Source organism: Allobosea sp. Leaf344, from assembly GCF_001426225.1.
Lineage (GTDB): Bacteria > Pseudomonadota > Alphaproteobacteria > Rhizobiales > Beijerinckiaceae > Allobosea.
The window spans coordinates 190,084-213,311 of record NZ_LMRT01000014.1 but is presented as its reverse complement, the minus strand read 5'-3'; the positions used below and the strand labels follow the sequence as shown (position 1 = coordinate 213,311).

Sequence of the window (23,228 nt, the reverse complement as noted above, 5' to 3'; positions counted from 1 at the left end):
GCTCGCAATGACGCTGATCGGCGATCCAATCTGGACGGGCCGAAGACGCTGGACGCACACCGCACCCGTCATTGCGAGCGCAGCGAAGCAACCTAGGGGAAGTCGAGCGTTGCGAGCTGGATTGCTTCGCTACGCTCGCAATGACGGCGCAACGGCCGATCGGCTCCGCCGCGCCCGCCCCCTTCACCCCTCGACCAGCCGTCTCGCGATGACCTGCGCCTGAATTTCCGCCGCGCCCTCGAAGATGTTGAGGATGCGGGCGTCGCAGAGGACGCGGCTGATCGGATATTCCAGCGCAAAGCCGTTGCCGCCATGGATCTGCAGGGCGTTGTCGGCCGCCGCCCAGGCGACCCGGGCGCCGAGCAGCTTCGCCATGCCGGCCTCGAGATCGCAGCGGCGCTCGGCATCCTTCTCGCGCGCGGCGAAATAGGTGAGCTGGCGGGCGATCATGATCTCCGCCGCCATCATCGCCAGCTTGTCGGCGACGCGCGGAAAGGCGATCAGCGGCTTGCCGAACTGGATGCGCTCCTGCGCATAGCGCAGCCCGAGATCGAAGGCCGATTGCGCGACACCGACCGCGCGGGCCGCGGTCTGGATGCGGGCGGCCTCGAAGGTCTGCATCAGCTGCTTGAAGCCCTGCCCCTCGACGCCGCCGAGCAGATTCTCACCCTTGACCACGAAACCGTCGAAGGCGAGCTCGTATTCCTTCATGCCGCGATAGCCGAGCACCTCGATCTCGCCGCCGCTCAGCCCCGCGACCGGGAACGGATCGGCATCGGTGCCGCGCGGCTTCTCGGCGATCAGCATCGACAGGCCGCGATAGCCGGCGGCATCGGGATCGGTGCGGACCAGCAGCGTCATGATGTCGGCACGGACCGGGTGCGTGATCCAGGTCTTGTTGCCGTAGACCTTCCAATCCGCCCCGTCCTTCACCGCCTTGGTGCGCAGCGAGGCGAGGTCGGAGCCGGTATTGGGCTCGGTGAACACCGCGGTCGGCAACACCTCGCCGGAGGCGAGCTTCGGCAGCCATGTCGCCTTCTGCTCCGGGGTGCCGCCGCACAGGATCAGCTCGGCCGCGATTTCCGAGCGCGTGCCGAGCGAGCCGACGCCGATATAGCCGCGCGAGAGCTCCTCGGAGACGACGCACATCGAGACCTTGGTCAGGCCCATCCCGCCGAACTCCTCGGGGATGGTCAGGCCGAAGACGCCGAGCTCTGCCATCTTCTCGACCACCGGCAGCGGGATGTAGCTGTTCTCGAGATGCCATTCATGGGCGTGGGGCGTCACCTCCGCCTCGCAGAAGCGGCGCATCTCGCTGCGGATCGCCTCCAACGTCTCGTCCAGGCCGGGATCGCCGACGCTGGCGAGCCCCTGGTTCTGGCTGAACAGCGCGACGAGCCGGGCCCGGTTCTCGGGCGTATTGCCTTCGGCGATCAGCGCCCGCGCCGCCTCGCTCTCGGCCGCCGCCACCGCCTTCTGCGAGAGGCCGAGCGCGGAGAGCCGGACGATCTCGTTCTGCGACATCGGGATGCCGCCCAAGATCTGGGCGGCGTATTCGCCGGCGCCGATCCTGATGGCGTAATCCTCGACCGCGCCGTAGCGCTCCTCGGCCTGCAGCCGCTCGCCATAGGCCTTCAGCTCGCGCAGCGCCATCACATAGGTGGCGAGCCAAGCCAGGCCATGGGCGGCATGCTGCTCCGCCTCGAGCCGCGCGGCGGAGATCTTGCCGTCGGCGAGCACCTTCTGGCGGACGCTGGCGACGGCCTGGTCCAGCAGGGTCTCGAAACCGGGCAGTGCGGCGCCGATCAAGGCCACGGCCGTCGCCGGTGCGTCGCGGTGCAGGGCTGCGTTCGCGCTCATCGTCTCTCTCCCTTTCGCAATGCAACATAGGGCGAGATCGGAGGAATGCGAAATCCCCCTTTCGGCTGGCGCCGGAAGTTGAGGCCGCGCGGGGCCGGCGCCTATTTGCGGCTGGCGAGCACCACCCCGACGATGGTGACGGCCATGCCGAGGAGCTGGAGCGGCGTCATCGTCTCGCCGAACAGGAACCAGGCCTCCACGGCCACCAGCGCCGGCACGAGATAGAGGAAGGTGGAGACGCGGGAGACGGCGCCGCGCCGGATCATCAGCAGATAGAGCCCGATGCCGCCCAGCGACAGAGCCAGCACCGACCAGGCCAGCACCAGCGCCATGGTCGGGTTCCAGGTGATCCGCATCGGCTCCAGCGCATAGGCGACCGGCAGCGTGACCAGGAAGGCGGCGAGATATTGCACCGCCGTCACCGTGCGCAGATCGCCGGTGACGATCCGCGCCTTCTGGTAGAAGGAGCCGAAGGTGACGGCCAGCATGCCGATGACGTTGACCAGAACCGGGATCGCCACCGCCCAGAGCGCGGCCGGGGCGACGCCGACGAGCTTGGGCTCCAGCACCAGCGCGATGCCGAGGAAGCCGCAGAGGATGCCGAGCCAGCGGATCGCCGAGATGCGCTCCCCGACCAGCATCGGCGCGAACAGGGCGGTCAGGATCGGCTGCAGCCCGGCGATGAGCCCGGATATGCCGGTCGGCAGGCCGTGGCGCACCGCCCACCAGACACCGGCGAGATAGGCGGCGTGGAGCAGCACGCCGGTGACGACGCAGTCGAGGATGGCGCGCCGCCCCTTCGGCCAGGGCGCGCCCACCGCCAGCGCCAGCGCCGTGATCAGCAGGGCGGCGCAGGCGTAGCGGATGACCAGGAAGGTCAGGGGATCGGAATATTGCGCGGAATAGCCGGCGACCACCCACCCCGTCGACCAGAGGAAGGTGAAGATCAGCGGGACGAGCCGCAGGAACAGGGGCGATTCGAGCATGGGGAGCCGGCGTTGCTGATCGCCTGATAGGCCGATGCGGCGGGGTTGTCGCCCCTCAGCCGCGCGCGAGGGGCATGTGCGGCCCGAGGCCCGCCAGACGCCCCTCGCCCCTCGCCCCTCGCCCGATCGGCTGGCTAGGCGCCCAGCGCCTCCACCACATCCTCATAGGTGCGCAAGCCCGTGCGCGGGGCGTAGACGAGCACGGACATGTTGCCCGGCGCGTGCTCGTTCTTCCACATCTTGTGGTGCGCGAGCGGGATCTTGTCCCAGGGGAAGACCTCGGACATGCACGGGTCGACGCGGCGGTCGATGACGAACTGGTTGGCGGCGGACGCCTGTTTGAGATGGGCGAAATGCGAGCCCTGCACGCGCTTCTGCCGCATCCAGACATAACGCGCGTCGAAAGTGATGTTGAAGCCCGAGGTGCCGGCGCAGAACACCACCATGCCGCCGCGCTTGGCGACGAGGCAGGACACAGGGAAGGTCGCCTCTCCCGGATGCTCGAAGACGATGTCGACGTCCTTCTTGCCGGTGATCTCCCAGATCGCCTTGCCGAACTTCCGGGCCTCCTTCACCCAGGCGTCGTATTCCGGCGAGTTCACCGTCGGCATCTGGCCCCAGCAGGCGAAATCCTTGCGGTTGATCACGCCCTTGGCGCCGAGCCCCAGCACGTAGTCGCGCTTGCTCTCATCCGAGATCACGCCGATCGCATTGGCTCCCGAGGCGGCGCAGAGCTGCACGCCGAAGACGCCGAGCCCGCCGGAAGCGCCCCAGATCAGCACGTTGTCCCCGGGCTTGATGGCGTGCGGGGGGTGGCCGAACAGCATGCGATAGGCGGTGGCCAGGGTCAGCGTGTAGCAGGCCGCCTCCTCCCAGGAGAGATGCTTCGGCTTGAGCATGAGCTGGCGCGACTGCACCCGGCAGAATTGCGCGAAGGAGCCGTCGGGCGTCTCATAGCCCCAGATCCGCTGGCTCGAGGAGAACATCGGGTCGCCGCCATTGCACTCCTCGTCATCGCCGTCATCCTGGTTGCAATGGACGATGACCTCGTCGCCGATTTTCCAGCGCTTCACCTTGGAGCCGACGGCCCAGACGATCCCAGAGGCATCCGAACCGGCGATGTGGAGCGGCTGCTTGTGCACGTCGAAGGGCGAGATCGGCTGGCCGAGCCCGGCCCAGATGCCGTTGTAATTGACCCCGCCCGCCATCACGAGCAGCAGCACCTCCTCCTCGCCGATCTCCCAGGTCGGCACCACCTCGACCTGAAAACTCTCCTGCGGCGGACCGTGCCGCTCGCGGCGGATCGTCCAGGCATACATCGAGGCGGGGACATGGCCGAGGGGCGGCAATTCGCCGAGCTCGTAGAGATCCTTCAGCGGCGTCGCGGCAGGCTTTGTCATTCCCGTCTCTCCCCGTTCGGGCGCACCGGCAGCGTGTCGGGCAGGTCCGGAGCGCCTCATTGTCCAGGCCGATGATGCAACCCTATGCTGCACTGCGCCATTGATCTAAGGAATGACGCCGCAGCGCAAAAAACAAGAGGGAACTCGGTGCGCGGCGCGGGGAAGCCGGCTTGACCCAAGGTCGCCGGGAGGGCTTAGCTTCCGGCATCGGATGTTTTCGAAGGACGCTTCCCTTGATCCGCACCATGGCTTTCCTGCTCGGCCTGCCCGCCTTGTCGACGAACCAGGCGCTGGTCGCGCTGGCGCTGTTCTGCCTGGCGGCGCTGGCGCTGGGCTGGCTGGCCGATCTGTTGCTCGGCCATGGCGCGCTGGGGGTGATCGGCAATGCGCTGGTGATGCTGCTCGGTGCGGCGCTCGGCCTCTGGGCCTGGCGCAAGCTCGGCATCGCGCTCGCCTATGACGCCAATGCCGTCACGGCCTCGGTCGCTCTGGCCGCGGCCCTGGCGTCGCTACTGATGGCGAGCGCGCTCCGGCGCTATGTCTGATCCTGCGGCCGCGAGGCCGCCAGCATGTAGTTGACGTCCATGTCGCGGGAGGCCGACCAGCGGTCGCTGATCGGGTTGTAGACGACGCCGACCCCCTCCCCGAGTTCGAGCCCGTTTCGCGCGATGGCACCGCCGAGCTCCTCGGGAGTCACGAATTTGTTCCAGTCATGGGTGCCGCGGGGCAGCCAGCGCAGCACATATTCCGCCCCGACGATCGCCAGCGCATAGGATTTCAGCGTGCGGTTGAGGGTCGCCATCACCAGGAGCCCGCCCGGCCGGACGGCCGCGCAGCAGGAGGCGACGAAGGCCTCGACATCGGCGACATGCTCGACCACCTCCATCGCCAGCACGATGTCGAAGCGGGCGCCCTGCGAGACCAGCGCCTCGATCGTCTCGCCACGATAATCGATGGCGAGGCCGCTGCGCTCGGCATGGGCGCGGGCGACGGCGATGTTGGTGGGCGCGGGATCGAGCCCCGTCACCGCCGCGCCGAGCCGCGCCAGCGGCTCCGACAGCACCCCGCCGCCGCAGCCGATATCGACCAGCGTCAGCCCCTGCAGCGCGTCGAGGGCGCGGGGGTCGCGGCCGAAGCGCGCGCAGGCGAGATCGCGCACGAAGCCGAGCCGCACGGGGTTGAACTTGTGCAGCACCGCCATCGGGCCCTTCGGGTCCCACCAGCTGCGCGCGAGAGCGTCGAATCGCGCGACTTCCGCCGCGTCGATGGTCGAGGCATCGCCGTCCCGGGTGGCAGTCATGCTGAGGTCCCTCTCCAAACGGCAGCGGCGGCGCGCATCGCATTGACAGTGCCGCCCGCGACCGTCATCTACACGCGCCCCGCGCCGCATGCGAGGGCGACGTTTCGCCCCGGCTTCGGTCCGGACACGTAGTTGAGAGCCTCTGGACTGCCATGGCCCGTCTGGTGATGAAATTCGGCGGCACCTCTGTCGCCACGGTCGAGCGCATCAAGAACGCGGCCCGCCACGTCAAACGCGAATTCGACGCCGGTCACGAGGTCGCCGTGGTGGTCTCGGCCATGTCGGGCAAGACCAATGAGCTGGTCGGCTGGTGCAACGAGGCGTCGCCGCTGTTCGACCGGGCCGAATACGACGTCGTCGTCGCCTCCGGCGAGCAGGTCACCTCGGGGCTGATGGCGATCGTGCTGCAGGATATGGGCCTCCCCGCCCGGTCCTGGCAAGGCTGGCAGATCCCGCTCTACGGCTCGGACGCGCATGGCGCGTCGCGGATCGAGGATGTCGACGGCACGGCGATCCTGAAGGGCTTCGGCGAGCGCCGCGAGATCGCGGTCTGCTCCGGCTTCCAGGGCGTGCACAAGGAGACGGGGCGCATCGTCACTCTCGGGCGCGGCGGCTCCGACACCAGCGCAGTGGCGCTCGCGGCCGGGCTGAAGGCGGATCGCTGCGACATCTATACCGATGTCGACGGCGTCTACACCACCGACCCCCGCGTGGTGCCCAAGGCGCGGCGGATGGACAAGGTCGCCTTCGAGGAGATGCTGGAGATGGCATCGCTCGGATCGAAGGTGCTGCAGGTGCGCTCGGTCGAGATCGCCATGGTGCAACGTATTCCGACCTATGTCCGCTCCTCCTTCGACGACCCGGACAATCCCAAGCTTGGCACCCTCATCTGTGACGAGGACGACATTGTGGAACAGCAGATCGTAACCGGCATCGCCTTCTCGCGGGACGAGGCGCAGATCACGCTCCGCCGCGTGGCCGACCAGCCCGGGGTCGCGGCCGCGATCTTCGGCCCGCTGGCCGACGCCAACATCAATGTCGACATGATCATCCAGGTCGTCTCGGACGACCAGGCCAGCACGGACATCACCTTCACCGTCCCCACCGCCGATTACGAGCGGGCCAAGGCCCTGCTCGAGAGCCGCCATGCCGAGATCGCCTATCAGGCGCTGCAGGGGGCGACCGACGTGGTCAAGGTCTCGGCCATCGGCATCGGCATGCGCTCGCATGCCGGCGTCGCGGCGCGCGCCTTCCGCGCCCTGGCCGAGAAGGGCATCAACATCCGCGCCATCACCACCTCGGAGATCAAGTTCTCCGTGCTGATCGACGCCGCCTATACCGAGCTCGCGGTGCGCACGCTGCACTCGCTCTACGGGCTGGACGCGGCCTGAGCCCCCGGCTCAGCGGGGCGAGGGACCGTGCCGCGTTGACGCGGCTTTCGCGGCACCCGATGATGGCGCCATGTCAGCCGAACAGCCGCCCGGCTCCGCTCCGGAATTCGAGACGGGGCGCCTCGACGCCTTCCTGAAAGCCGCCCTGCCCGGCCGCGCCAGCGGCAGGATGGCGCTGGAGCGGATCAGCGGCGGCCAGTCCAACCCGACCTTCTTCCTGTCCTATCCCGATTGCGGCACCGAGCTCGTGCTCCGCAAGAAGCCGCCCGGGCCGCTGCTGCCCTCCGCCCATGCGATCGAGCGGGAATATCGCATCCTGAAGGCGCTCTCCGGCTCGGCCGTGCCGGTGCCGCCCGTGCTGCTGCTGCACGAGCGGCCCGATGTCGTCGGCACGCCCTTCTATCTGATGGAGCGGCTGCAGGGCCGGGTCTTCCATGATGCGTCGCTGCCGGGCGTCAGCCCGGAGGAGCGCCGCGCGATGTATTTCGCCATGGCGGAGACGCTCGCGGCGCTGCACCGCTTCGACTGGCAGGCCGCCGGGCTCGGCGATTTCGGCAAGCCCGGCAATTATTACGCGCGCCAGCTCAGGCGCTGGGGCGGGCAATGGCGGGAGACGCGGACGCGCGAGATCCCGGCCGTCGACCGCGTCATCGCCTGGCTCGAGGCGAATCTCGACGATTCCGCGGAGACCACCATCGTTCATGGCGATTTCCGCCCGGGCAATCTGATGTTCGCGCCCGAAACCCCGACGGTCGTCGCCGTGCTGGACTGGGAGCTGTCGACGCTCGGACACCCCCTGTCCGACGTCGCCTTCTCCTGCCTGCCCTGGCAGTCGACGCCGGCCATGTATGCCGGCATCGTCGGGCTCGATCGCGCGGCCCTCGGCATTCCGAGCCAGGAGGAGTATCTCGAGCGCTACTGCCTGGCGGCGGGACGTGCGCAGGGGCCCGGCCGTTTCCACATCGCCTTCTCGCTGTTCCGTTTCGCCGTCATCCTCGACGGCATCGCCGCGCGGGCCAGAGCCGGCAATGCGGCGGCGGAGAATGCGGTCGCCGTCGGAGAACTGGCGGAGAGCTTCGCGCTGCGGGCGCAGGCGCTCATCGAAACCAACGCTTGACGAGACAGGGCCCGCCGGGACGCGGCGGGCCGAACCGGGGACGGACGCCATGGACTTCGCCTATTCCGACAGGGTCGAGCAGCTGCGCAGCCGGCTGCAGGCCTTCATGGACGATCATATCCAGCCGGCGGACACGCAATGGCGGGAGGAGGTCGAGGCCGGCCATTACCCGATGGCGCTGATCGACGGGCTGAAGGAGAAGGCGCGCAGCGAGGGGCTGTGGAACCTGTTCCTCCCGGCGCTGAAGCCGGACGAGCCCGGGACGCGGCTGAGCAATCTCGATTACGCGCCGCTCGCGGAGATGATGGGGCGCTTCTTCTGGTCTTCCGAGGTGTTCAACTGCAACGCGCCCGATACCGGGAACATGGAGATCCTCCACATGTTCGCGACGCCGGAGCAGCGCCGGCAATGGCTGGAGCCGCTGATGCGCGGCGAGATCCGCTCCTGCGTCGGCATCACCGAGCCCGGCGTCGCCTCCTCCGACCCGACCAATCTGCAGACCACCATCACGCGCGACGGCGATCATTACGTGATCAACGGCCGGAAATGGTGGACCACCGGGGCGCTGCATCCCAATGTGAAGCTCTGCATCGTGATGGGCCTGTCCGACACGCGCCCCGACGCCGACCCGCACAAGCGGCATTCGATGATCCTGGTGCCGATGGACACGCCCGGCCTCAGCGTGATGCGCAACCTGCCAGTGCTGAACCATCTCTCCCCCGAGGGGCATACCGAGACGAATTTCGACAATGTCCGGGTTCCCGCCGCCAATATGCTGGGCGAGGAAGGCGCGGGCTTCGCTCTGGCGCAGGCGCGTCTCGGCCCGGGGCGCATCCATCATTGCATGCGCACCATCGGCCAATGCGAGGTGGCGCTGGAGCTGATGGTGGAGCGCGCCCTGCAGCGCAAGGCGTTCGGCCGGCCGATCGCCGATTACGCCAATATCCAGGACTGGATCGCGGAAGGCCGGATGGAGATCGACCAGGCGCGGCTGCTCTGCCTGCGCGCCGCCTGGATGATGGACCGGCACGGCAACAAGGCGGCCCGCACCGAGGTCTCGGCGATCAAGGTCGTGGCGGCCAGACTCCAGACCAAGATCGCCGACCGCGCCATCCAGGTCTTCGGCGCCGGCGGGCTGACCAACGACACGCCGCTCGCCTTCATCTATTCCTGGGGCCGGGCGCTGCGCTTCATCGACGGGCCGGACGAGGTGCATCTGCGCACGGTGGCGCGCAGCGAGATCCGGAAGCGGCGCGAGGCCAACCGCTCGACGATGAGCGAACAGGGCGTCCGGATGCCCTATCTCAAACCCTGAGCGGCCGGCGCTGCCCTGCCCCTGCGCCGCCGCCTACCATTTCGTGCGGCGCAGCAGGCTGGTGTCGTAGCCGAGTTGCTTAGCCCGCTCGACCAGCGCCTGCACCCGCGCCTCGCTCAGCCGGGGCGTGCGCGACAGGATCCAGAGATAGCGCCCGGAGGGTTCGCCGACGATCGACCAGGAATAGTCGGGCGCGCGATCCAGCACCCAGTAATCGCCATAGAAGGGGCGGAAGAACGAGACCTTGAGCTTGGCCCCGTTCGATCCGGCGACCGGGCTCGCCACCGCCTCGGCCGAGCGTTCCGGCCCGGTCGGGGAGCCCTGGCGACAGCTGTTGACGACGGCGATCTCGCCATCCGGCCGGAGGCTGTAGGAGGCGGTCACCGCTTCGCAGCCGCGCTGGAAGCTCGCCTCATAGCGGGCGATCTCGTACCAGGTCCCGAGATAGCGTTGCAGTTCGACGGGCTTGCGCGGCTCCGGCACGGAGGCGTTGCCGACCGGCCCGTCGGGGATGCACCCCGCCAGTGCGAGGGCTGCAGCGAAAACGGCCGAGACGGCGATGCGGGTCATGGTGCGAGAACTCCCAGTCAGCGGGCACGAACGCCCCTGCCGCCGATCCGGTTCCGGACTCTGCGTCAGGCGCCGGTGAACCGCGCCGGGCGCTTCTCCAGGAAGGCTGCGATGCCCTCGGCGAAGTCGGCGGTGCGGGTGGAGGCGAGGAAGGCGGCGCGCTCCGCCTCGAGCTGTTCGGCGAGCGAGCGGTCGAGGGAGGCGTCGAGCAGCTGCCGGATCCGCCCATAGGCGCGCGTCGGTCCGGCGGCGAGCCGCTCCGCCAGCGCCTGCGCCTGCGCGGACAATTCGGCCGGCGGCACGACCCGGTTCACCAGCCCCAGCCGCAGCGCCTCGTCGGCAGCAAGCGTCTCGCCCAGCAGCGCTAGTTCGCGCGCCTTCCGCATCCCCAGCAGGCGCGGCAGATGAAAGGTGCCGGACGCGTCGGGCGTCGCGCCGATGCGGGCATAGGCCATGCTGAAGCGCGCATCCTCGGCGGCGATGGCGAGGTCGCAGGCCAGCGCCAGGCTGAACCCCGCTCCGGCCACGGCCCCGTGCAGGCAGGCGAGCGTCGGCGCGCGCAGTTCTGCGAGGCGCAGCATCGCCGCATGGAGCGGCTCGATGATCGCGTCCACCGCGACGGCCGGATCACCACCCGCGCCGAATTGCGAGACGTCGCCGCCGGCGCAGAAACCCCTGCCCTCGCCCTTGATCAGCACGGCGCGGATATCCTCGCGCCCGGCCAACGCCTCGACCCGCTCCAACAAGGCGCGGGCCATTTCGGCGTCGAAGGCGTTGAGGACGGCCGGGCGGTTCAGCGTCAGGGTCGCGACGCCGCCGGCGACGGCGAGCAGGACGGTCTCGGTCATCCGATCAGGCTACAGCGGCCACCGGAGCATTGCCAGCATCGGCCGCCTCGAAATGCTGCATGGCCGCGGCGACGCCGCCGCTGCGATGCGGGACGCCGGCGGCCGCCAGCCCCATCTCGACGCCGGACAGCGCCCCCAGCAGCATCAACTCGTTGCATTCGCCGAGATGGCCGATGCGGAAGACCTTGCCTGCCACCTTGCCGAGGCCGGAGCCGAGCGAGATGTTGTATTTTTCGAGCGTGATCTTGCGATAGGCATCCGCGTCATGGCTCGGCGGCATCAGCACCGCTGTCAGCACCGGCGAGTGCTCGGCCTCGTTCTGGCACAGCACGTCGAGGCCCCAGGCCGCGACGGCGGCGCGGCAGGCCGCCGCCAGGCGCTGGTGCCGGGCGAAGACCCGGTCCAGCCCCTCCTCGTGCAGCATGGCGATCGCCTCCTTCAGCCCGTAGAGCAGGTTCGTCGCCGGGGTGTAGGGGAAGAAGCCGTTGGCGTTGATCTTCACCATCTCCTGCCAGTCCCAATAGGAACGCGGCAGCGTATTGGCCTTCGAGGCCGCCATCGCCTTTTCGGAGATGGCGTTGAAGCTCAGACCGGGCGGCAGCATCAGCCCCTTCTGCGAGCCCGAGACGGTGACGTCGACGCCCCATTCGTCATGGCGGTAATCGACCGAGGCGAGCGAGGAGATGGTGTCGACCATGAACAGCGCCGGGTGGCCGGCGGCGTCGATGGCCTGGCGGATCGCGGCGATGCGGCTGGTCGAGCCGGTCGAGGTCTCGTTGTGGACGACCATCACCGCCTTGATCGCATGGCCGCGGTCCTCGGCCAGCCTGGCCTCGATGGCGGCGGGGTCGGCGCCGCGACGCCAATCGCCGGGGATGAAATCGACCTTGATGCCGAAGCGATCGGCGATCTGCTTCCACAGCGTCGCGAAATGCCCGGTCTCCGCCATCAGCACGGTGTCGCCGGGCGAGAGCGTGTTGACGATCGCGGCCTCCCAGGCGCCCGTGCCGGAGGAGGGATAGATCACGACGGGGCGGCTCGTCTTGAAGATCGTCTTGCAGCCCTCCAGCACCTCCTTGCCGAGACGCGCGAATTCGGCGCTGCGATGGTCGATGATCGGCATCCCGATGGCGCGGAGAATGCGATCGGGGATCGGGCTCGGACCCGGGATATGGAGGAAATGCCGGCCTTGCGCGCTCATGATCGTCTCCCTCGGCTCCTGCAGCCGGATTGTTTTTGAATTCATTTTGACCGTAGCCGCGGAATGAGATGTGTGCAATGCTTATGTGATCGCACGCTGGCAATGGCGGCCGCACCGGCCTGGAATGGAGCATGATGAGCGAAACCGAGAAGCCGGCTGCGGGGATCCTGCACCATGATCTCGTCTCGGCCCTGCGCGACTGGCTGGTCGAGGGCCATGTGCCGGAAGGGGGGCGGATTCCGGAGCGCGAGCTCTGCCTGCGCTTCGGCGTGTCGCGCACGCCGCTGCGCGAGGCGCTGAAGGTGCTGGCGGCGGAGGGGCTGATCGAGCTGCTGCCCAATCGCGGGGCGCGGCTGCGGGCGCTGACGCAGGCCGATGTCGAGGAGCTGTTCGACGTCATCGGCGGGCTCGAAGCGCTGGCTGGGCGCCTCGCCTGCGAGCGTATCACCCAGGCCGAGCTGGCCGAGATCGTCGAGACGCATCATGCGATGTACCGGGCCTATCTGCACCGGGATCTCGCGGCCTATTTCAAGCTCAACCAGGAGATCCACCACCGCATCGTCGCGGCTGCGCGCAATGCGACGCTGAGCGCGACCTATGCCAGCCTGTCGGGGCGGCTGCGGCGGGTGCGCTATGCCGCGAATCTCGATGGCGAGCGCGACCGCTGGGGCGAGGCGATGCGCGAGCACGAGGCGATCCTCGACGCGCTGTCGCGGCGCGACGGGCCCGAGCTCAGCGACATCCTGTTCAGGCATCTGCGCAACAAGCTGCGCTCGGTCGCCGCCGGAACGGAGCGCCCTGCCCTGCAGCCCGCCTCGGCGGATGGCTGACTCCGTTATTTTGCATTCAGAAACTGACGCCGGCCGGCGCCGCGGGAGAGATTTCATGGGACATCAGGCGGCCGGCAGCGGCACTGCGCGCAATCTCGGGCTGGAGCGCAGGCTGTCGCGCAGCCTGGAGGGCGAGGTGCGCTTCGACGCCTTCACCCGCGGCCGCTACGCCACCGACGCCTCGATCTACCAGATCATCCCGCAGGGCGTGGCCTTCCCGCGCAGCGAGGCGGATATCGCCGCGGCGCTGCAGATCGCCGCCGAGCATGGCGTGCCGGTCATCGCGCGCGGCGGCGGTACCTCGCAGAACGGCCAGCCCATCGGCGATGCGCTGATCCTCGATCTCAGCCGGCATTTCAACGGCATCCGCGCCCTCGACACGGAAGCCCGCACCGTGACGGTGGCGCCCGGCCTGGTGCTCGAGGCGCTGAACACGCAGCTGCGCAAGCAGGGCCTGTTCTTCCCAGTCGAGCCCTCGACCGCCAGCCGCTGCACCATCGGCGGCATGGCCGGCAACAACTCCTCGGGCGCCCGCTCGCTGCGCTACGGCAAGATGTCGGACAATGTCCTGGCGCTGCGGGCGCAGTTCCATGATGGCGAGGCCTTCGCGCTCGGCGAAGGCGCCATCGGCGACAACATTTCGCCGCGGGCGCGGGATCTGGTGACGCGGCTGACCGGGCTGGCGCAGCATCACCGCGCGGAGATCGAGAGCATTTTCCCGAAGGTGCAGCGCCGTGTCGGCGGCTATAATCTGGACGAGCTGCTTCCGGCGCGCCCCAATCCGGCGCGGCTGCTCGTCGGATCGGAAGGCACGCTCGCCATCACCACCGAAGCGACGCTGAAGCTCTCGCCTTTGCCGGCGCATCGCGTCATGGGCGTCTGCCATTTCCCCAGCTTCCGCGCGGCGATGGAGACGACGCGGCATATCGTGGCGCTCGACCCGGCGGCGGTGGAGCTCGTCGACAATAATGTGCTGGTGCTCGGCGCCGATATCCCGCTCTTCGTGCGCACTTTGGCCGATATCACCCGCGGCCGGCCGAACTGCCTGCTGCTGGTGGAATTCGCCGGGGACGATCTCGCCGCCCTGAAGCAGGAGTTGAAGCGGCTCGGCCAATGCATGGCCGATCACGGCTTCGCCGATGCGGTGGTGGAGGTGATCGAGCCGGCGCGGCAGAAGCCGGTCTGGGACGTGCGCGAGGCCTGCCTGAACATCATGATGTCGATGAAGGGCGACGGAAAACCGGTCTCCTTCATCGAGGATTGCGCGGTGCCGCTGGAGCATCTGGCGGATTACACCGACGGCATCACCGCCTTGTTCGAACGGCATGGCACGCGCGGCACTTGGTATGCCCACGCCTCCGTCGGCTGCCTGCATGTCCGCCCGATCCTGAACATGAAGGACGAGGCGGGGGTGAAGGCGATGCGCGCCATCGCGGAAGAGGCCTGTGCGCTGGTGCGGCGCTTCAAGGGCTCGTTCTCCGGCGAGCATGGCGACGGGATCTCGCGCTCCGATTTCGTCGAGCCGATGTTCGGCGCCCCCCTCACCCGCGCCTTCGAGCAGGTGAAGGACGGGTTCGACCCCGACAACCGGCTGAACCCCGGCAAGATCGTGCGGCCCTATCGCATGGACGATCGCAGCCTGATGCGCTTTCCGCCGGGTTATGCGACGCCGGTGCCGGCCGGCACGGCGCTGGACTGGTCCGATTGGGGCGGCTTCGGCGGCGCGGTCGAGATGTGCAACAACAACGGCACCTGCCGGAAGATGAGCGGCGGCACGATGTGCCCCTCCTGGCGCGCCACGCAGGAGGAACAGCACGTCACGCGCGGCCGGGCCAATTCGCTGCGCCTCGCCATTTCCGGCCAGCTCGGCCCGGACGCCTTCACCTCGCCGGAGATGAAGGAGACGCTCGATCTCTGCGTGTCCTGCAAGGGCTGCAAGCGCGAATGCCCGACCGGGGTCGACATGGCGCGGATGAAGATCGAATTCCTGCACCACTATCACCGGCGCCACGGCCTGCCGCTGAAGGAGCGGCTGATCGCCTATCTCCCGCGCTACGCGCCCTTCGCCGCGCGGATCGCGCCGCTGCTGAACCTGCGCGACAGGATCCCGGCGCTGGCGAAGCTGAGCGAGCGCTGGCTCGGCTTCAGCGCGCGCCGCAGCCTGCCGGTCTGGGGCAAGCCCTGGCGCGAGAGCGGGAGCCCGGCGAGCCCGGCCGATCTCCGCGGCGATGGCCGCGACATCATCCTCTTCGGCGATAGTTTCAACCGCGCCTTCGAGCCGGAGAATCTGAATGCCGCGACGCGCGTGCTGACCGCCGGCGGCTACCGGCTGCACCGGGTCGCGGCGGCCGATGGCGGGCGCAATCTGTGCTGCGGCCGCAGTTTCCTGGCCGCCGGGCTGGTCGACGAGGCGCGGGCCGAAGCGCGGCGGGTGGTGGAGGCCTATGCGCCCTATGTCGCCGGAGGGGCGCGGATCGTCGGGCTCGAACCCTCCTGCCTGCTGACGCTGCGCGACGAATTCGGCGCGCTCCTGCCGAAGGATGCGGCCGAGCCTCTGGCCAGGGCCGCCTTCCTGATCGAGGAGGTGCTGGCCGCGGATCTGAAGGCCGGAACGACGAGGCTGCCGCTCCGGGACCAGGGCGGGCGCGTGGCGCATCTGCACGGACATTGCCACCAGAAGGCGTTTGCGGCGATGGGCGCGGTCGAGGAGACGCTGCGGGCGGTTCCGGGGCTCGAGGTCGGGCCGATCGAGTCGAGCTGCTGCGGCATGGCCGGCGCCTTCGGCTACAGGTCCGAAACCATCGACGTCTCGCTGGCGATGGGCGAATTGTCGCTGCTGCCGGCCGTGCGGAAGGCGGCTGCAGCCGATCTGATCGTCGCCGACGGCACGAGTTGCCGCCACCAGATCCATGATGGCGCCGAGCGGGAGGCGCTGCATGTGGTGCGCGTGCTCGACCAGGCCCTGCAGGGCTGAGGCGGGGACGCGGTCGCGCCGGGGGCCGGCGCGCGCAAAGCCCTTGCGGCTTTCGGCGCAACCGGCCAAAAACCCTGCTCCTGCTTCGTTCAGAGAGCTTCATGTCGCCCCCGCAGCCGAATGATCCATACGGGTTCCTGAACGAAGGCGGCGCGACCGGAGCTCTGATACGGGGCTTCCCCTGGGCGGATACGGCCTTGGGCCCGCTGGAGAGCTGGCCGCAGAGCCTTCGGACCAGCATCGCGCTGATGCTGAGGGCACCGCTGCCCATCGTGATGCTGTGGGGCGCCGATGGTTTCCTGATCTACAACGACGCCTATGCCGATTTCGCCGGGGCACGCCATCCCGCGCTGCTCGGGATGAAGGTGCTCGAAGGCTGGCCGGAGGCGGCCGAGCTGAACCGGCGGGTGCTCGATACGGTGCTGTCGGGCGGCACGCTGTCGCTGCGCGAGCAGCGGCTGGTACTGAACCGGCGCGGCCTGCCCGAGGATTGCTGGCTCGACCTCGACTACATGCCGATCCTCGACGAGAACGGACGGCCCGCGGGGGTCTTCGCCATCGTGGTCGAGACGACCGAGCGCGTGCGCGCCGAGCAGCGGCTGAAGATCGCGCAGGAAGCCGGCGGCGTCGGCGTGTTCGAATGGTATCCGGAGAGCGGCCGGCTCGACGTCTCCCCCGCCTATCGGCGCATCTGGGGTCTCGCGCCCGATATCGAGGTGACCGACCGGTTGCTGACCTCGCTGATGCATCCGGAGGACCGGGCGCTGGGGGGCTCCTCGCGGCTGCACGAGCCCAACCCGCTGGTCTATGCCGAGTACCGGAGGATCGATCCCGAGACCGGCGCGGTCTCTTGGATCGCCCGCCAGGGCGAGGCGGTGTCCTCGCCCGAGAACGGCCGCGTCCGCTTCATCGGGGTCTGCTACGACATCACCGCCCGCAAGGCGGTGGAGGAGGCGCTGCGTGCGAGCGAGGCGCGCTGGCGCAGCCTGTTCGAGCAGATGCAGGAAGGCTTCTTCATCGCCGAAGCGATTCGCGACGGCGCCGGACGGATGGTCGATTTCCGCTTCCTGGAGATGAACCCGGCCTTCGAGGCGCGGACCGACATCCGCGTCGAGGATGCGATCGGGCGGCCGGTCAGCGAGGTGATCCCCGATCTGCCGCGGGCGTTGGTCGATGCCTATGCCGGCGTCGTCGATAGCGGCCAGCCGGCCCGCTACGAAATTCATGTGCCGGCCCTGCGCAACCGCTGGTTCGAGGCGCGGGCCAGGCGCGTCGCGCCGGAGCGGTTTTCCGTGCTGTTCCTCGATATCACCGCCCGCAAGGCGGCGGAGGCGGCGCTGCAGGAGAGCGAGGCCCGGTTCCGCAGCCTGTCGCAATCCCTGCCCAACCATGTCTGGACGGCGCGGCCGGACGGGGCGCTCGACTGGTTCAACGAGCAGATCTACGCCTATAGCGGCGCTCAGCCCGGCACGCTCGACGGCGAGAACTGGGCGATCATGGTCCATCCCGACGATGTCGCGGGGGCCGCCGCGGCCTGGGAGAACGCGCTGCGCGACGGCGAGCCCTATGAGATGGAGTTCCGGCTGCGCCGGGCCGACGGCGCCTTCCGCTGGCATATCGCGCGCGCCATTCCGGCCCGGGACGAGAGCGGCGCCATCACTCATTGGATCGGCACCAACACCGATATCGACGACCAGAAGACGGCGGAGGCGGCGCTGGCCGATCTCGCGGAGACGCTGGAGGAGCGGGTGGCGGCCCGCACCTCCGAACTCGCCAAGGCGCAGGACGCGCTGCGCCACAGCCAGAAGATGGAGGCGCTCGGCAACCTGACCGGCGGCGTGGCGCATGATTTCAACAATCTGCTGCAGGTGATCAGCGGCAATCTGCAGCTGCTGGCGCGCGAGGTCGGCGGCAATGAGCGCGCCGAGAAGCGCATCGAGAACGCCATGGCCGGGGTCGGGCGCGGCTCCAAGCTCGCCGCGCAGCTGCTCGCCTTCGGGCGGCGCCAGCCGCTCGAGCCCAAGGTGGTCAATGTCGGCCGGCTGATCCGGGGCATGGACGATCTGCTGCGGCGGACGCTGGGCGACGCGATCGAGATCGAGACGATCATCGCCGGCGGCCTCTGGAACACGCTGGTCGATCCGACCAATGTCGAGAACGCCCTGCTCAACCTCGCCATCAATGCCCGCGACGCGATGGACGAGCAGGGAAAGCTGACGATCGAGGCGGGCAACGCCTTTCTCGACGATGCCTATGCCGCCAGCCACAGCGATGTCAGCCCCGGGCAATATGTGCAGATTTCCGTGACCGATACCGGTTCGGGGATGAGCAAGGAGGTGATGGAACAGGCCTTCGAGCCTTTCTTCACAACCAAATCGCATGGCAAGGGCTCGGGGCTCGGCCTCTCCATGGTCTATGGCTTCCTGCGCCAGTCGGGCGGGCATGTGAAGGTCTATAGCGAGCCCGGCCAGGGCACGACGATCAAGCTCTATCTGCCGCGGTCCACCCAGGCCGAGGATCTGCTGGTCGAGAAGGAGAGCGGCCCGGTCACCGGCGGCTCCGAGACCGTGCTGGTGGTCGAGGATGACGAGGCCGTGCGCGAGACCGTTCTGGCGCTGCTCGGCGAGCTCGGCTACCGCGTGCTCAAGGCGCATGACGCGCAGAGCGCGCTCGCCGTGATCGAGAGCGGCGTGTCGATCGACCTGCTCTTCACCGATGTGGTGATGCCGGGCCAGCTCAAAAGCCCGGAACTGGCCCGCAAGGCCAAGGAGCGTCTGCCGAATCTCAGCGTGCTGTTCACCTCGGGCTATACCGAGAACGCCATCGTCCATGGCGGGCGGCTGGACGAGGGCGTGAACCTTCTGTCGAAGCCCTATACGCGCGAGGCGCTGGCGCGGAAGATCCGCCAGGTTCTGGCGCAGGACGGCAAGGTTCCGTCGCAGCCCCCGCCACCGCCCGCCGCGCAGGAGCAGGACGGCGCGGCCGCCGCCCCGCCCGGCGCGCTCACCGTGCTGGTCTGCGAGGACGACGCCATCATCCGGATGGACACGGCCGACATGATCCGCGATTTCGGCCATACGGTGCTGGAGGCCGAGAACGGGCTGTCGGCGCTGGAGATCGCCTCCGGCCAGCCGATCAACATCCTGCTGACCGATATCGGCCTGCCGGACATTCCCGGCGACGAATTGGCGCGGCGCCTGCGCGCGGTGAGCCCGGAGATCGCGATCATCTTCGCGACCGGCCGCGACGAGGTCCCGGGCTTCGAGAACGCGCCGCGCACCGTGCTGCTGCGCAAGCCCTATCGCCAGCATTCGCTGGAAAAAGTGCTGGCGACGATCCTGGATTGAGCCCCTGACGCAGCGGCGGCTCGCGCAGGGCCGCCGTCCGCCACCTCTCCTCTTTCGTCATGCGACAGAGCGTGCGGGGAATTTCCCTGGGTCATGTCATGGTAAACGAGTTATGAATGCTGCTCATAGTTGAGCGGCGACATGAGGAATACGAATTATGCACGCCGCAATGTGACATCTACGCTTTGTGACAGTCTCTTGAACGAGGTTGTCCCATGTCGCTGCGCCTTCGCCGCAAGCCCTGTCCAGTTCCGGCGGTCCATCGTCCGCCCCGGGCGAGATGGGCCGCCGGGCTCGCCAGCCTCTCTCTCGGGTTGGCCATGCTCGGCGGCGGAGCCGCGCAAGCGGATAGTTTCGTCAAGGCGGATGGGACGACGACAAGCGATCTCGCAGCCGCGGTCGCCAGCTGGAAACAGTCGCTCCAGGGCGCGGCGCGAGCCGACCTCTCGCTGATGAACGCCGAATATGCCTATGCGCGCGGTCTGACGGGAACCGGTTTGCGGATCGGCGTCATCGATACAGGGACCTACCGGGCCAACCCGATGTTTTCCGCGCCCGGAAAATTGATTTCCATCGATGTCAGCGGCAGTCGCTCCGTTGCTGACGTCAATGACTACGCGAAGGCCGGCGACCGCTTCACCCTGCGCGGCGACGACCCGACCACCTCGCCCCGCGTCCTCAACCATGGCTCGCATGTCGCCGGCATCGCGGCCGGCGCGCGCACATCCTCGGCCCCGACGCATGGCGTGGCCTTCGGGGCGACCATCGTCTCCGGCAACTCCGCCCTGACGGGCGAGCCCGCGACGTTTCCCGTCGCGGGGCGCGACACGGCGATCTTCAGCCCGATCTATAAGGGCATGATCGACCAGAACGTGCGCATCATCAATCAGAGCTGGGGGAACGGCTCGTTCTGGCGGTCAATGGGCCTGGTCGCCAGATCCTTCTACGAAGCGCCGGCCGGCTCCTCGCTGGATGCCGCGGTCGCGGCGGCTCAATCCGGCGCCTTGATGGTCTGGTCGGCCGGCAATGGCACTGCCAAATCCATGCCGCACATCTTCGCCGGGCTGCCGCATTTTCGGCCCGAGCTGGAAAAGGCCTGGATCGCCGTGACTGCCACCGGGCCGGACGCCAAGCCCGGCATCTATTCGGGCCAATGCCGCTACGCCAAATACTGGTGCCTGACCGCTCCCGGCACCAAGATACTCAGTGCGACGGGGCCTACGTCATTCGGCCTCGACTCCGGCACCTCGATGGCGGCGCCGATGGTTTCCGGCGCGCTCGCCTTGCTGATGGAGCGCTATCCCTATCTCGGCAATGCGGAAATCCGGACCATCCTGCTGACCACGGCCGCCCAGCAGGGGGGCACGCCGGGTGTGCCGAACGAGGTCACCGGCTGGGGCATGGTCGACCTGCGCAAGGGCATGGACGGTCCCGCGCAGCTGCTGGGCCGCTTCAACGCCAACCTGCCCGGCGGCAGCGCCGACCTCTGGAAGAACGATATTTCGGAGACGGCGCTGGCCGCGCGCAAGCAGGAGGATCAGGCCGAGATCGCGGGAGCGCCGGCGCGCAAGCAGGCGCTGCTGGCGGAACTCGCCGAGGTTCCGCCTTTGGGTTCGGTCCCGGATGAGGAGCGCGACGGCATCATCCGCACCAATAATCGGATCAGGGCCGATATCGAGGCGATCGACGCGCATCTGCCCATGCTCGCCCGGAAGACCGACGCCGATTACGTCGGCAGTCTGGTGAAGAGCGGCGATGGCCGGCTGGTGCTAGCCGGCAACAACAGCTATTCCGGCGGCACGATTCTGGAAGGCGGCACGCTCGGGCTGGGCAGCGCCACCGCGCTCGGCACCGGCCCGCTCGCCATGCGCCATCTGACGACCTTGCATGCGGCGGCGGACGGGCTGAGCGTCGCGAATACGCTCCGGATCGGCGGCGTCGGGCAGATCGACACCGCGGGCTTCGGCCTGACCCTGGCCGGCACCGTCACGGATGACGCCAGCGCCGGCCATCTCTTCAAGATCGGCGCCGGCACGCTCACTTTGTCCGGCGTCAGCAGCTATAGCGGCGAGACCCGCATCACCGCCGGCACGCTCGCTCTGGCCGGCGCGGGGAGCATCGCCCGCTCGGCCCGCATCTACAGCGAGGCCGGCGGCACCTTCGATATCGCGGCCAAGACCGGCGGCGCCCAGGTGGCGAGCCTCGCCGGCTCCGGCGCGGTCAAACTCGGCGCGCAGACGCTGACGCTGACCGCGGCGGCGGATGATTTCGCCGGGACGATCTCCGGGGATGGCGGGGTGACGGTGTCGGGCGGCGCGCAGAAGCTCTCCGGCAGCAATGCCTATACCGGGCTGACGCGCGTCGATGGCGGGCTTTTGTCGGTCGATGGTTCGATCACCGCTTCCCGCCAGGTGCTGGTCGATGCCGGTGGCGCGCTCGGCGGCAACGGCATTGTCGGCGATACGCGCATCCGCAGCGCCGGCGTGCTGGCCCCGGGCAACGGGATCGGCCGGCTGACCGTGCGCGGCGATCTGGGGATGGATCCCGGGTCGATCTATCTGGTCGAGGTCGAGAAGAGCCGTTCGGACCTGACGCTGGTGACCGGCAAGGCGCTGGTGCAGGACGCGATCGTCGCGCCGAGAGCCTCGTCCACCGCCGATGCGGTGCGGGAGCACTACACGATCCTGACGGCGGCGAACGGCGTCGTCGGCCGCTTCGTGCCCAAGGTCGCGAGCTATCTGCCCGGCGCCTTCGTTCCGACCCTGCGCTACGACGCGCGCAACGCCTATCTCGACCTGAACCTGGATTATGCTGCCGCGCTCGGTCCGCTGAGCCCGCGTCAGGGCCAGCTGGCCGGATTGCTGACGGATTTCTTCAACCGCACCGGCTCGATCCCGCTCGGTTTCGGACAGCTGACGGCGCTGGGCCTGTCGCAGGCGACGGGCGAATCGAACCTCGCCGCGCAGGGCAATAGCGCCGTGGCGACGACGCAGTTCCTGGGCGCGCTGAACGACGGCGTCCCGGGCGAGCGCGGCGTGCCGATCGCACCCGGCCCCGGCGGCTATACCGCCTATGCCTCCAGCCGCAGCTCCGGATCCGACCGGCCGGTGGCGAAGACGCAGCTCACGGCCGATCCCGATCTCTGGCGCTGGAGCGTCTGGGGCAGCGGCTTCGGCGGCGTGCAGTTCAACGGCGCCAACGGCCCCGCCAATACGGCGGCGACCACCAACCGCGTCTACGGGGCCGCGGTCGGCGCCGATTACCGGCTGTCGCCGGAGACCACGCTGGGCTTCGCGCTCGGCGGCGCCGGCACCAGCTTCAACAGCTTCGGCCTCGGCTCCGGATCCTCCAGCCTGTTCCAGGCCGGCGCCTTCATCCGCCAGCAATTCGGCCGCAGCCATATCGCCGCCTCGGCGAGCTATGGCTGGCAGGAGATCACCACCGACCGCTATCTGCCCGGCGAGCATCTCCAGGGCAGCTTCCATGCGAACAGCTATGCGGCGCGGCTCGAGGCCGGGCACCGGGTCGATCTCGCGGGTTTCGGCCTCACCCCCTATGCCGCCGCCCAGTTCAGCCTGCTGTCGCTGCCGGCCTATCGCGAAAAGGCGCTGTCGGGGCCGGGGATCTTCGCGCTGGGCTTCGCCGCCAAGGATGCGACGCGGCTGCGCGGCGAGCTCGGCCTGCGGCTGGACCGTACTTTCATGCTGGCCGGCCTGCCGCTCACCCTGCGTGCCGGCGCCGCCCTCATCGCCAACGACAAGGCCAGCACCAGCAACCTCGTCAGCTTCCAGGCGCTGCCGGGGGTGACGACCCTCACCCGCGGCGCGCCGGTCGACCGCACGGCGCTGCGCAGCACGGCGGCGGCCGAACTGAGGCTGAGCAAGGCCATGACGGTGGCGGCGAGCTTCGAGGGCGAATTCGCCCGCAACAGCCACAGCCTCGGCGGCAAGGCCACGCTCCGCTACAGCTGGTAGCGCGCGGCATCCGGGGGGAAGGCGACGCGCGGCCCGGCGCGAGGGGTCGCGCGCCCGCCCCCGGTATGAGGCTGCCGGCGGCAGGAAAGGCCGCCGCAGCCCTTGCTCGACGCCG

The 23,228-nt window shown here is 68.9% G+C and carries 15 protein-coding genes; 8 read left to right on the top strand and 7 right to left on the bottom strand.

The window, feature by feature from the left end:
* Positions 1–183: 183 nt before the first annotated feature.
* The 3 genes from ASG72_RS12980 to ccrA form a co-directional block, all read right to left on the bottom strand.
* On the bottom strand, positions 184–1,860 hold the full coding sequence (locus ASG72_RS12980; protein WP_056712902.1) for an acyl-CoA dehydrogenase family protein: 1,677 nt from the start codon (positions 1,858–1,860) through the stop codon (positions 184–186).
* Positions 1,861–1,961: 101 nt separating this feature from the next.
* Entirely contained in the window at positions 1,962–2,846 is an 885-nt protein-coding gene (locus ASG72_RS12975) for a DMT family transporter (protein ID WP_056712900.1), read from the bottom strand.
* A gap of 134 nt (positions 2,847–2,980) precedes the next feature.
* On the bottom strand, positions 2,981–4,246 hold the full coding sequence (gene ccrA, locus ASG72_RS12970; RefSeq protein ID WP_056712898.1) for a crotonyl-CoA carboxylase/reductase: 1,266 nt from the start codon (positions 4,244–4,246) through the stop codon (positions 2,981–2,983).
* Positions 4,247–4,479: 233 nt separating this feature from the next.
* On the opposite strand from ccrA, the gene ASG72_RS12965 reads away from it, so the two are divergent.
* The gene (locus tag ASG72_RS12965) at positions 4,480–4,791 is read left to right on the top strand and encodes a hypothetical protein (RefSeq protein WP_056712896.1); all 312 of its coding nucleotides are present in this window, start codon (positions 4,480–4,482) and stop codon (positions 4,789–4,791) included.
* Here ASG72_RS12965 and ubiG read toward each other — a convergent pair.
* Positions 4,782–5,546 (bottom strand): bifunctional 2-polyprenyl-6-hydroxyphenol methylase/3-demethylubiquinol 3-O-methyltransferase UbiG, encoded by a 765-nt coding sequence (gene ubiG, locus ASG72_RS12960; RefSeq protein ID WP_056714598.1) that lies wholly within the window; start codon positions 5,544–5,546, stop codon positions 4,782–4,784. The genes ASG72_RS12965 and ubiG overlap by 10 nt on opposite strands.
* A 152-nt stretch (positions 5,547–5,698) precedes the next feature.
* Between ubiG and ASG72_RS12955 the strand changes: the two genes are divergently transcribed.
* From ASG72_RS12955 to ASG72_RS12945, 3 genes are all read left to right on the top strand, one after another.
* Positions 5,699–6,937 carry an aspartate kinase gene (locus ASG72_RS12955; protein WP_056712894.1) on the top strand — a complete coding sequence of 413 codons (1,239 nt, stop codon included), beginning with the start codon at positions 5,699–5,701 and terminating at the stop codon, positions 6,935–6,937.
* Between the two features lie 70 nt (positions 6,938–7,007).
* Positions 7,008–8,054 (top strand): phosphotransferase family protein, encoded by a 1,047-nt coding sequence (locus ASG72_RS12950; protein WP_056712891.1) that lies wholly within the window; start codon positions 7,008–7,010, stop codon positions 8,052–8,054.
* A gap of 49 nt (positions 8,055–8,103) precedes the next feature.
* The gene (locus tag ASG72_RS12945; RefSeq protein ID WP_056712889.1) at positions 8,104–9,369 is read left to right on the top strand and encodes an acyl-CoA dehydrogenase family protein; all 1,266 of its coding nucleotides are present in this window, start codon (positions 8,104–8,106) and stop codon (positions 9,367–9,369) included.
* Between the two features lie 33 nt (positions 9,370–9,402).
* On the opposite strand, the gene ASG72_RS12940 is transcribed toward ASG72_RS12945, so the two are convergent.
* The 3 genes from ASG72_RS12940 to ASG72_RS12930 all read right to left on the bottom strand — a co-directional run bounded on the left by ASG72_RS12940 (position 9,403) and on the right by ASG72_RS12930 (position 11,991).
* Complete coding sequence (locus ASG72_RS12940) at positions 9,403–9,939, bottom strand: lipocalin family protein (RefSeq protein WP_056712887.1); 537 nt, start codon at positions 9,937–9,939, stop codon at positions 9,403–9,405.
* A gap of 65 nt (positions 9,940–10,004) precedes the next feature.
* Positions 10,005–10,787 carry an enoyl-CoA hydratase-related protein gene (locus ASG72_RS12935; protein ID WP_056712885.1) on the bottom strand — a complete coding sequence of 261 codons (783 nt, stop codon included), beginning with the start codon at positions 10,785–10,787 and terminating at the stop codon, positions 10,005–10,007.
* A 4-nt stretch (positions 10,788–10,791) separates the two neighbouring features.
* On the bottom strand, positions 10,792–11,991 hold the full coding sequence (locus ASG72_RS12930; protein ID WP_162246261.1) for an aminotransferase class V-fold PLP-dependent enzyme: 1,200 nt from the start codon (positions 11,989–11,991) through the stop codon (positions 10,792–10,794).
* Positions 11,992–12,119: 128 nt separating this feature from the next.
* Here ASG72_RS12930 and ASG72_RS12925 point away from each other — a divergent pair, with 128 nt between their 5' ends.
* The 4 genes from ASG72_RS12925 (at position 12,120) to ASG72_RS12910 (ending at position 23,113) form a co-directional block, all read left to right on the top strand.
* A complete protein-coding gene (locus tag ASG72_RS12925; protein WP_056712880.1) occupies positions 12,120–12,818 on the top strand; it encodes a GntR family transcriptional regulator in 699 nt (232 codons plus the stop codon).
* A gap of 55 nt (positions 12,819–12,873) precedes the next feature.
* Entirely contained in the window at positions 12,874–15,792 is a 2,919-nt protein-coding gene (locus ASG72_RS12920) for an FAD-binding and (Fe-S)-binding domain-containing protein (RefSeq protein ID WP_056712879.1), read from the top strand.
* A 248-nt stretch (positions 15,793–16,040) separates the two neighbouring features.
* The gene (locus tag ASG72_RS12915) at positions 16,041–19,139 is read left to right on the top strand and encodes a PAS domain S-box protein (RefSeq protein ID WP_244488793.1); all 3,099 of its coding nucleotides are present in this window, start codon (positions 16,041–16,043) and stop codon (positions 19,137–19,139) included.
* A 215-nt stretch (positions 19,140–19,354) separates the two neighbouring features.
* Positions 19,355–23,113, top strand: a complete 3,759-nt coding sequence (locus ASG72_RS12910; RefSeq protein WP_082540320.1) for an autotransporter domain-containing protein — start codon at positions 19,355–19,357, stop codon at positions 23,111–23,113.
* Positions 23,114–23,228 lie beyond the last annotated feature (115 nt).

Excerpts from the sequence above, each read along its gene's own strand:
- ASG72_RS12980 (WP_056712902.1), bottom strand. The coding sequence starts at position 1,860 with ATGAGCGCGAACGCAGCCCTGCACCGCGACGCACCGGCGACGGCCGTG.
- ASG72_RS12975 (WP_056712900.1), bottom strand. The coding sequence starts at position 2,846 with ATGCTCGAATCGCCCCTGTTCCTGCGGCTCGTCCCGCTGATCTTCACC.
- ccrA (WP_056712898.1), bottom strand. The coding sequence starts at position 4,246 with ATGACAAAGCCTGCCGCGACGCCGCTGAAGGATCTCTACGAGCTCGGC.
- ubiG (WP_056714598.1), bottom strand. The coding sequence starts at position 5,546 with ATGACTGCCACCCGGGACGGCGATGCCTCGACCATCGACGCGGCGGAA.
- ASG72_RS12955 (WP_056712894.1), top strand. The coding sequence starts at position 5,699 with ATGGCCCGTCTGGTGATGAAATTCGGCGGCACCTCTGTCGCCACGGTC.
- ASG72_RS12950 (WP_056712891.1), top strand. The coding sequence starts at position 7,008 with ATGTCAGCCGAACAGCCGCCCGGCTCCGCTCCGGAATTCGAGACGGGG.
- ASG72_RS12945 (WP_056712889.1), top strand. The coding sequence starts at position 8,104 with ATGGACTTCGCCTATTCCGACAGGGTCGAGCAGCTGCGCAGCCGGCTG.
- ASG72_RS12940 (WP_056712887.1), bottom strand. The coding sequence starts at position 9,939 with ATGACCCGCATCGCCGTCTCGGCCGTTTTCGCTGCAGCCCTCGCACTG.
- ASG72_RS12935 (WP_056712885.1), bottom strand. The coding sequence starts at position 10,787 with ATGACCGAGACCGTCCTGCTCGCCGTCGCCGGCGGCGTCGCGACCCTG.
- ASG72_RS12925 (WP_056712880.1), top strand. The coding sequence starts at position 12,120 with ATGATGAGCGAAACCGAGAAGCCGGCTGCGGGGATCCTGCACCATGAT.
- ASG72_RS12920 (WP_056712879.1), top strand. The coding sequence starts at position 12,874 with ATGGGACATCAGGCGGCCGGCAGCGGCACTGCGCGCAATCTCGGGCTG.
- ASG72_RS12915 (WP_244488793.1), top strand. The coding sequence starts at position 16,041 with ATGCTGAGGGCACCGCTGCCCATCGTGATGCTGTGGGGCGCCGATGGT.
- ASG72_RS12910 (WP_082540320.1), top strand. The coding sequence starts at position 19,355 with ATGTCGCTGCGCCTTCGCCGCAAGCCCTGTCCAGTTCCGGCGGTCCAT.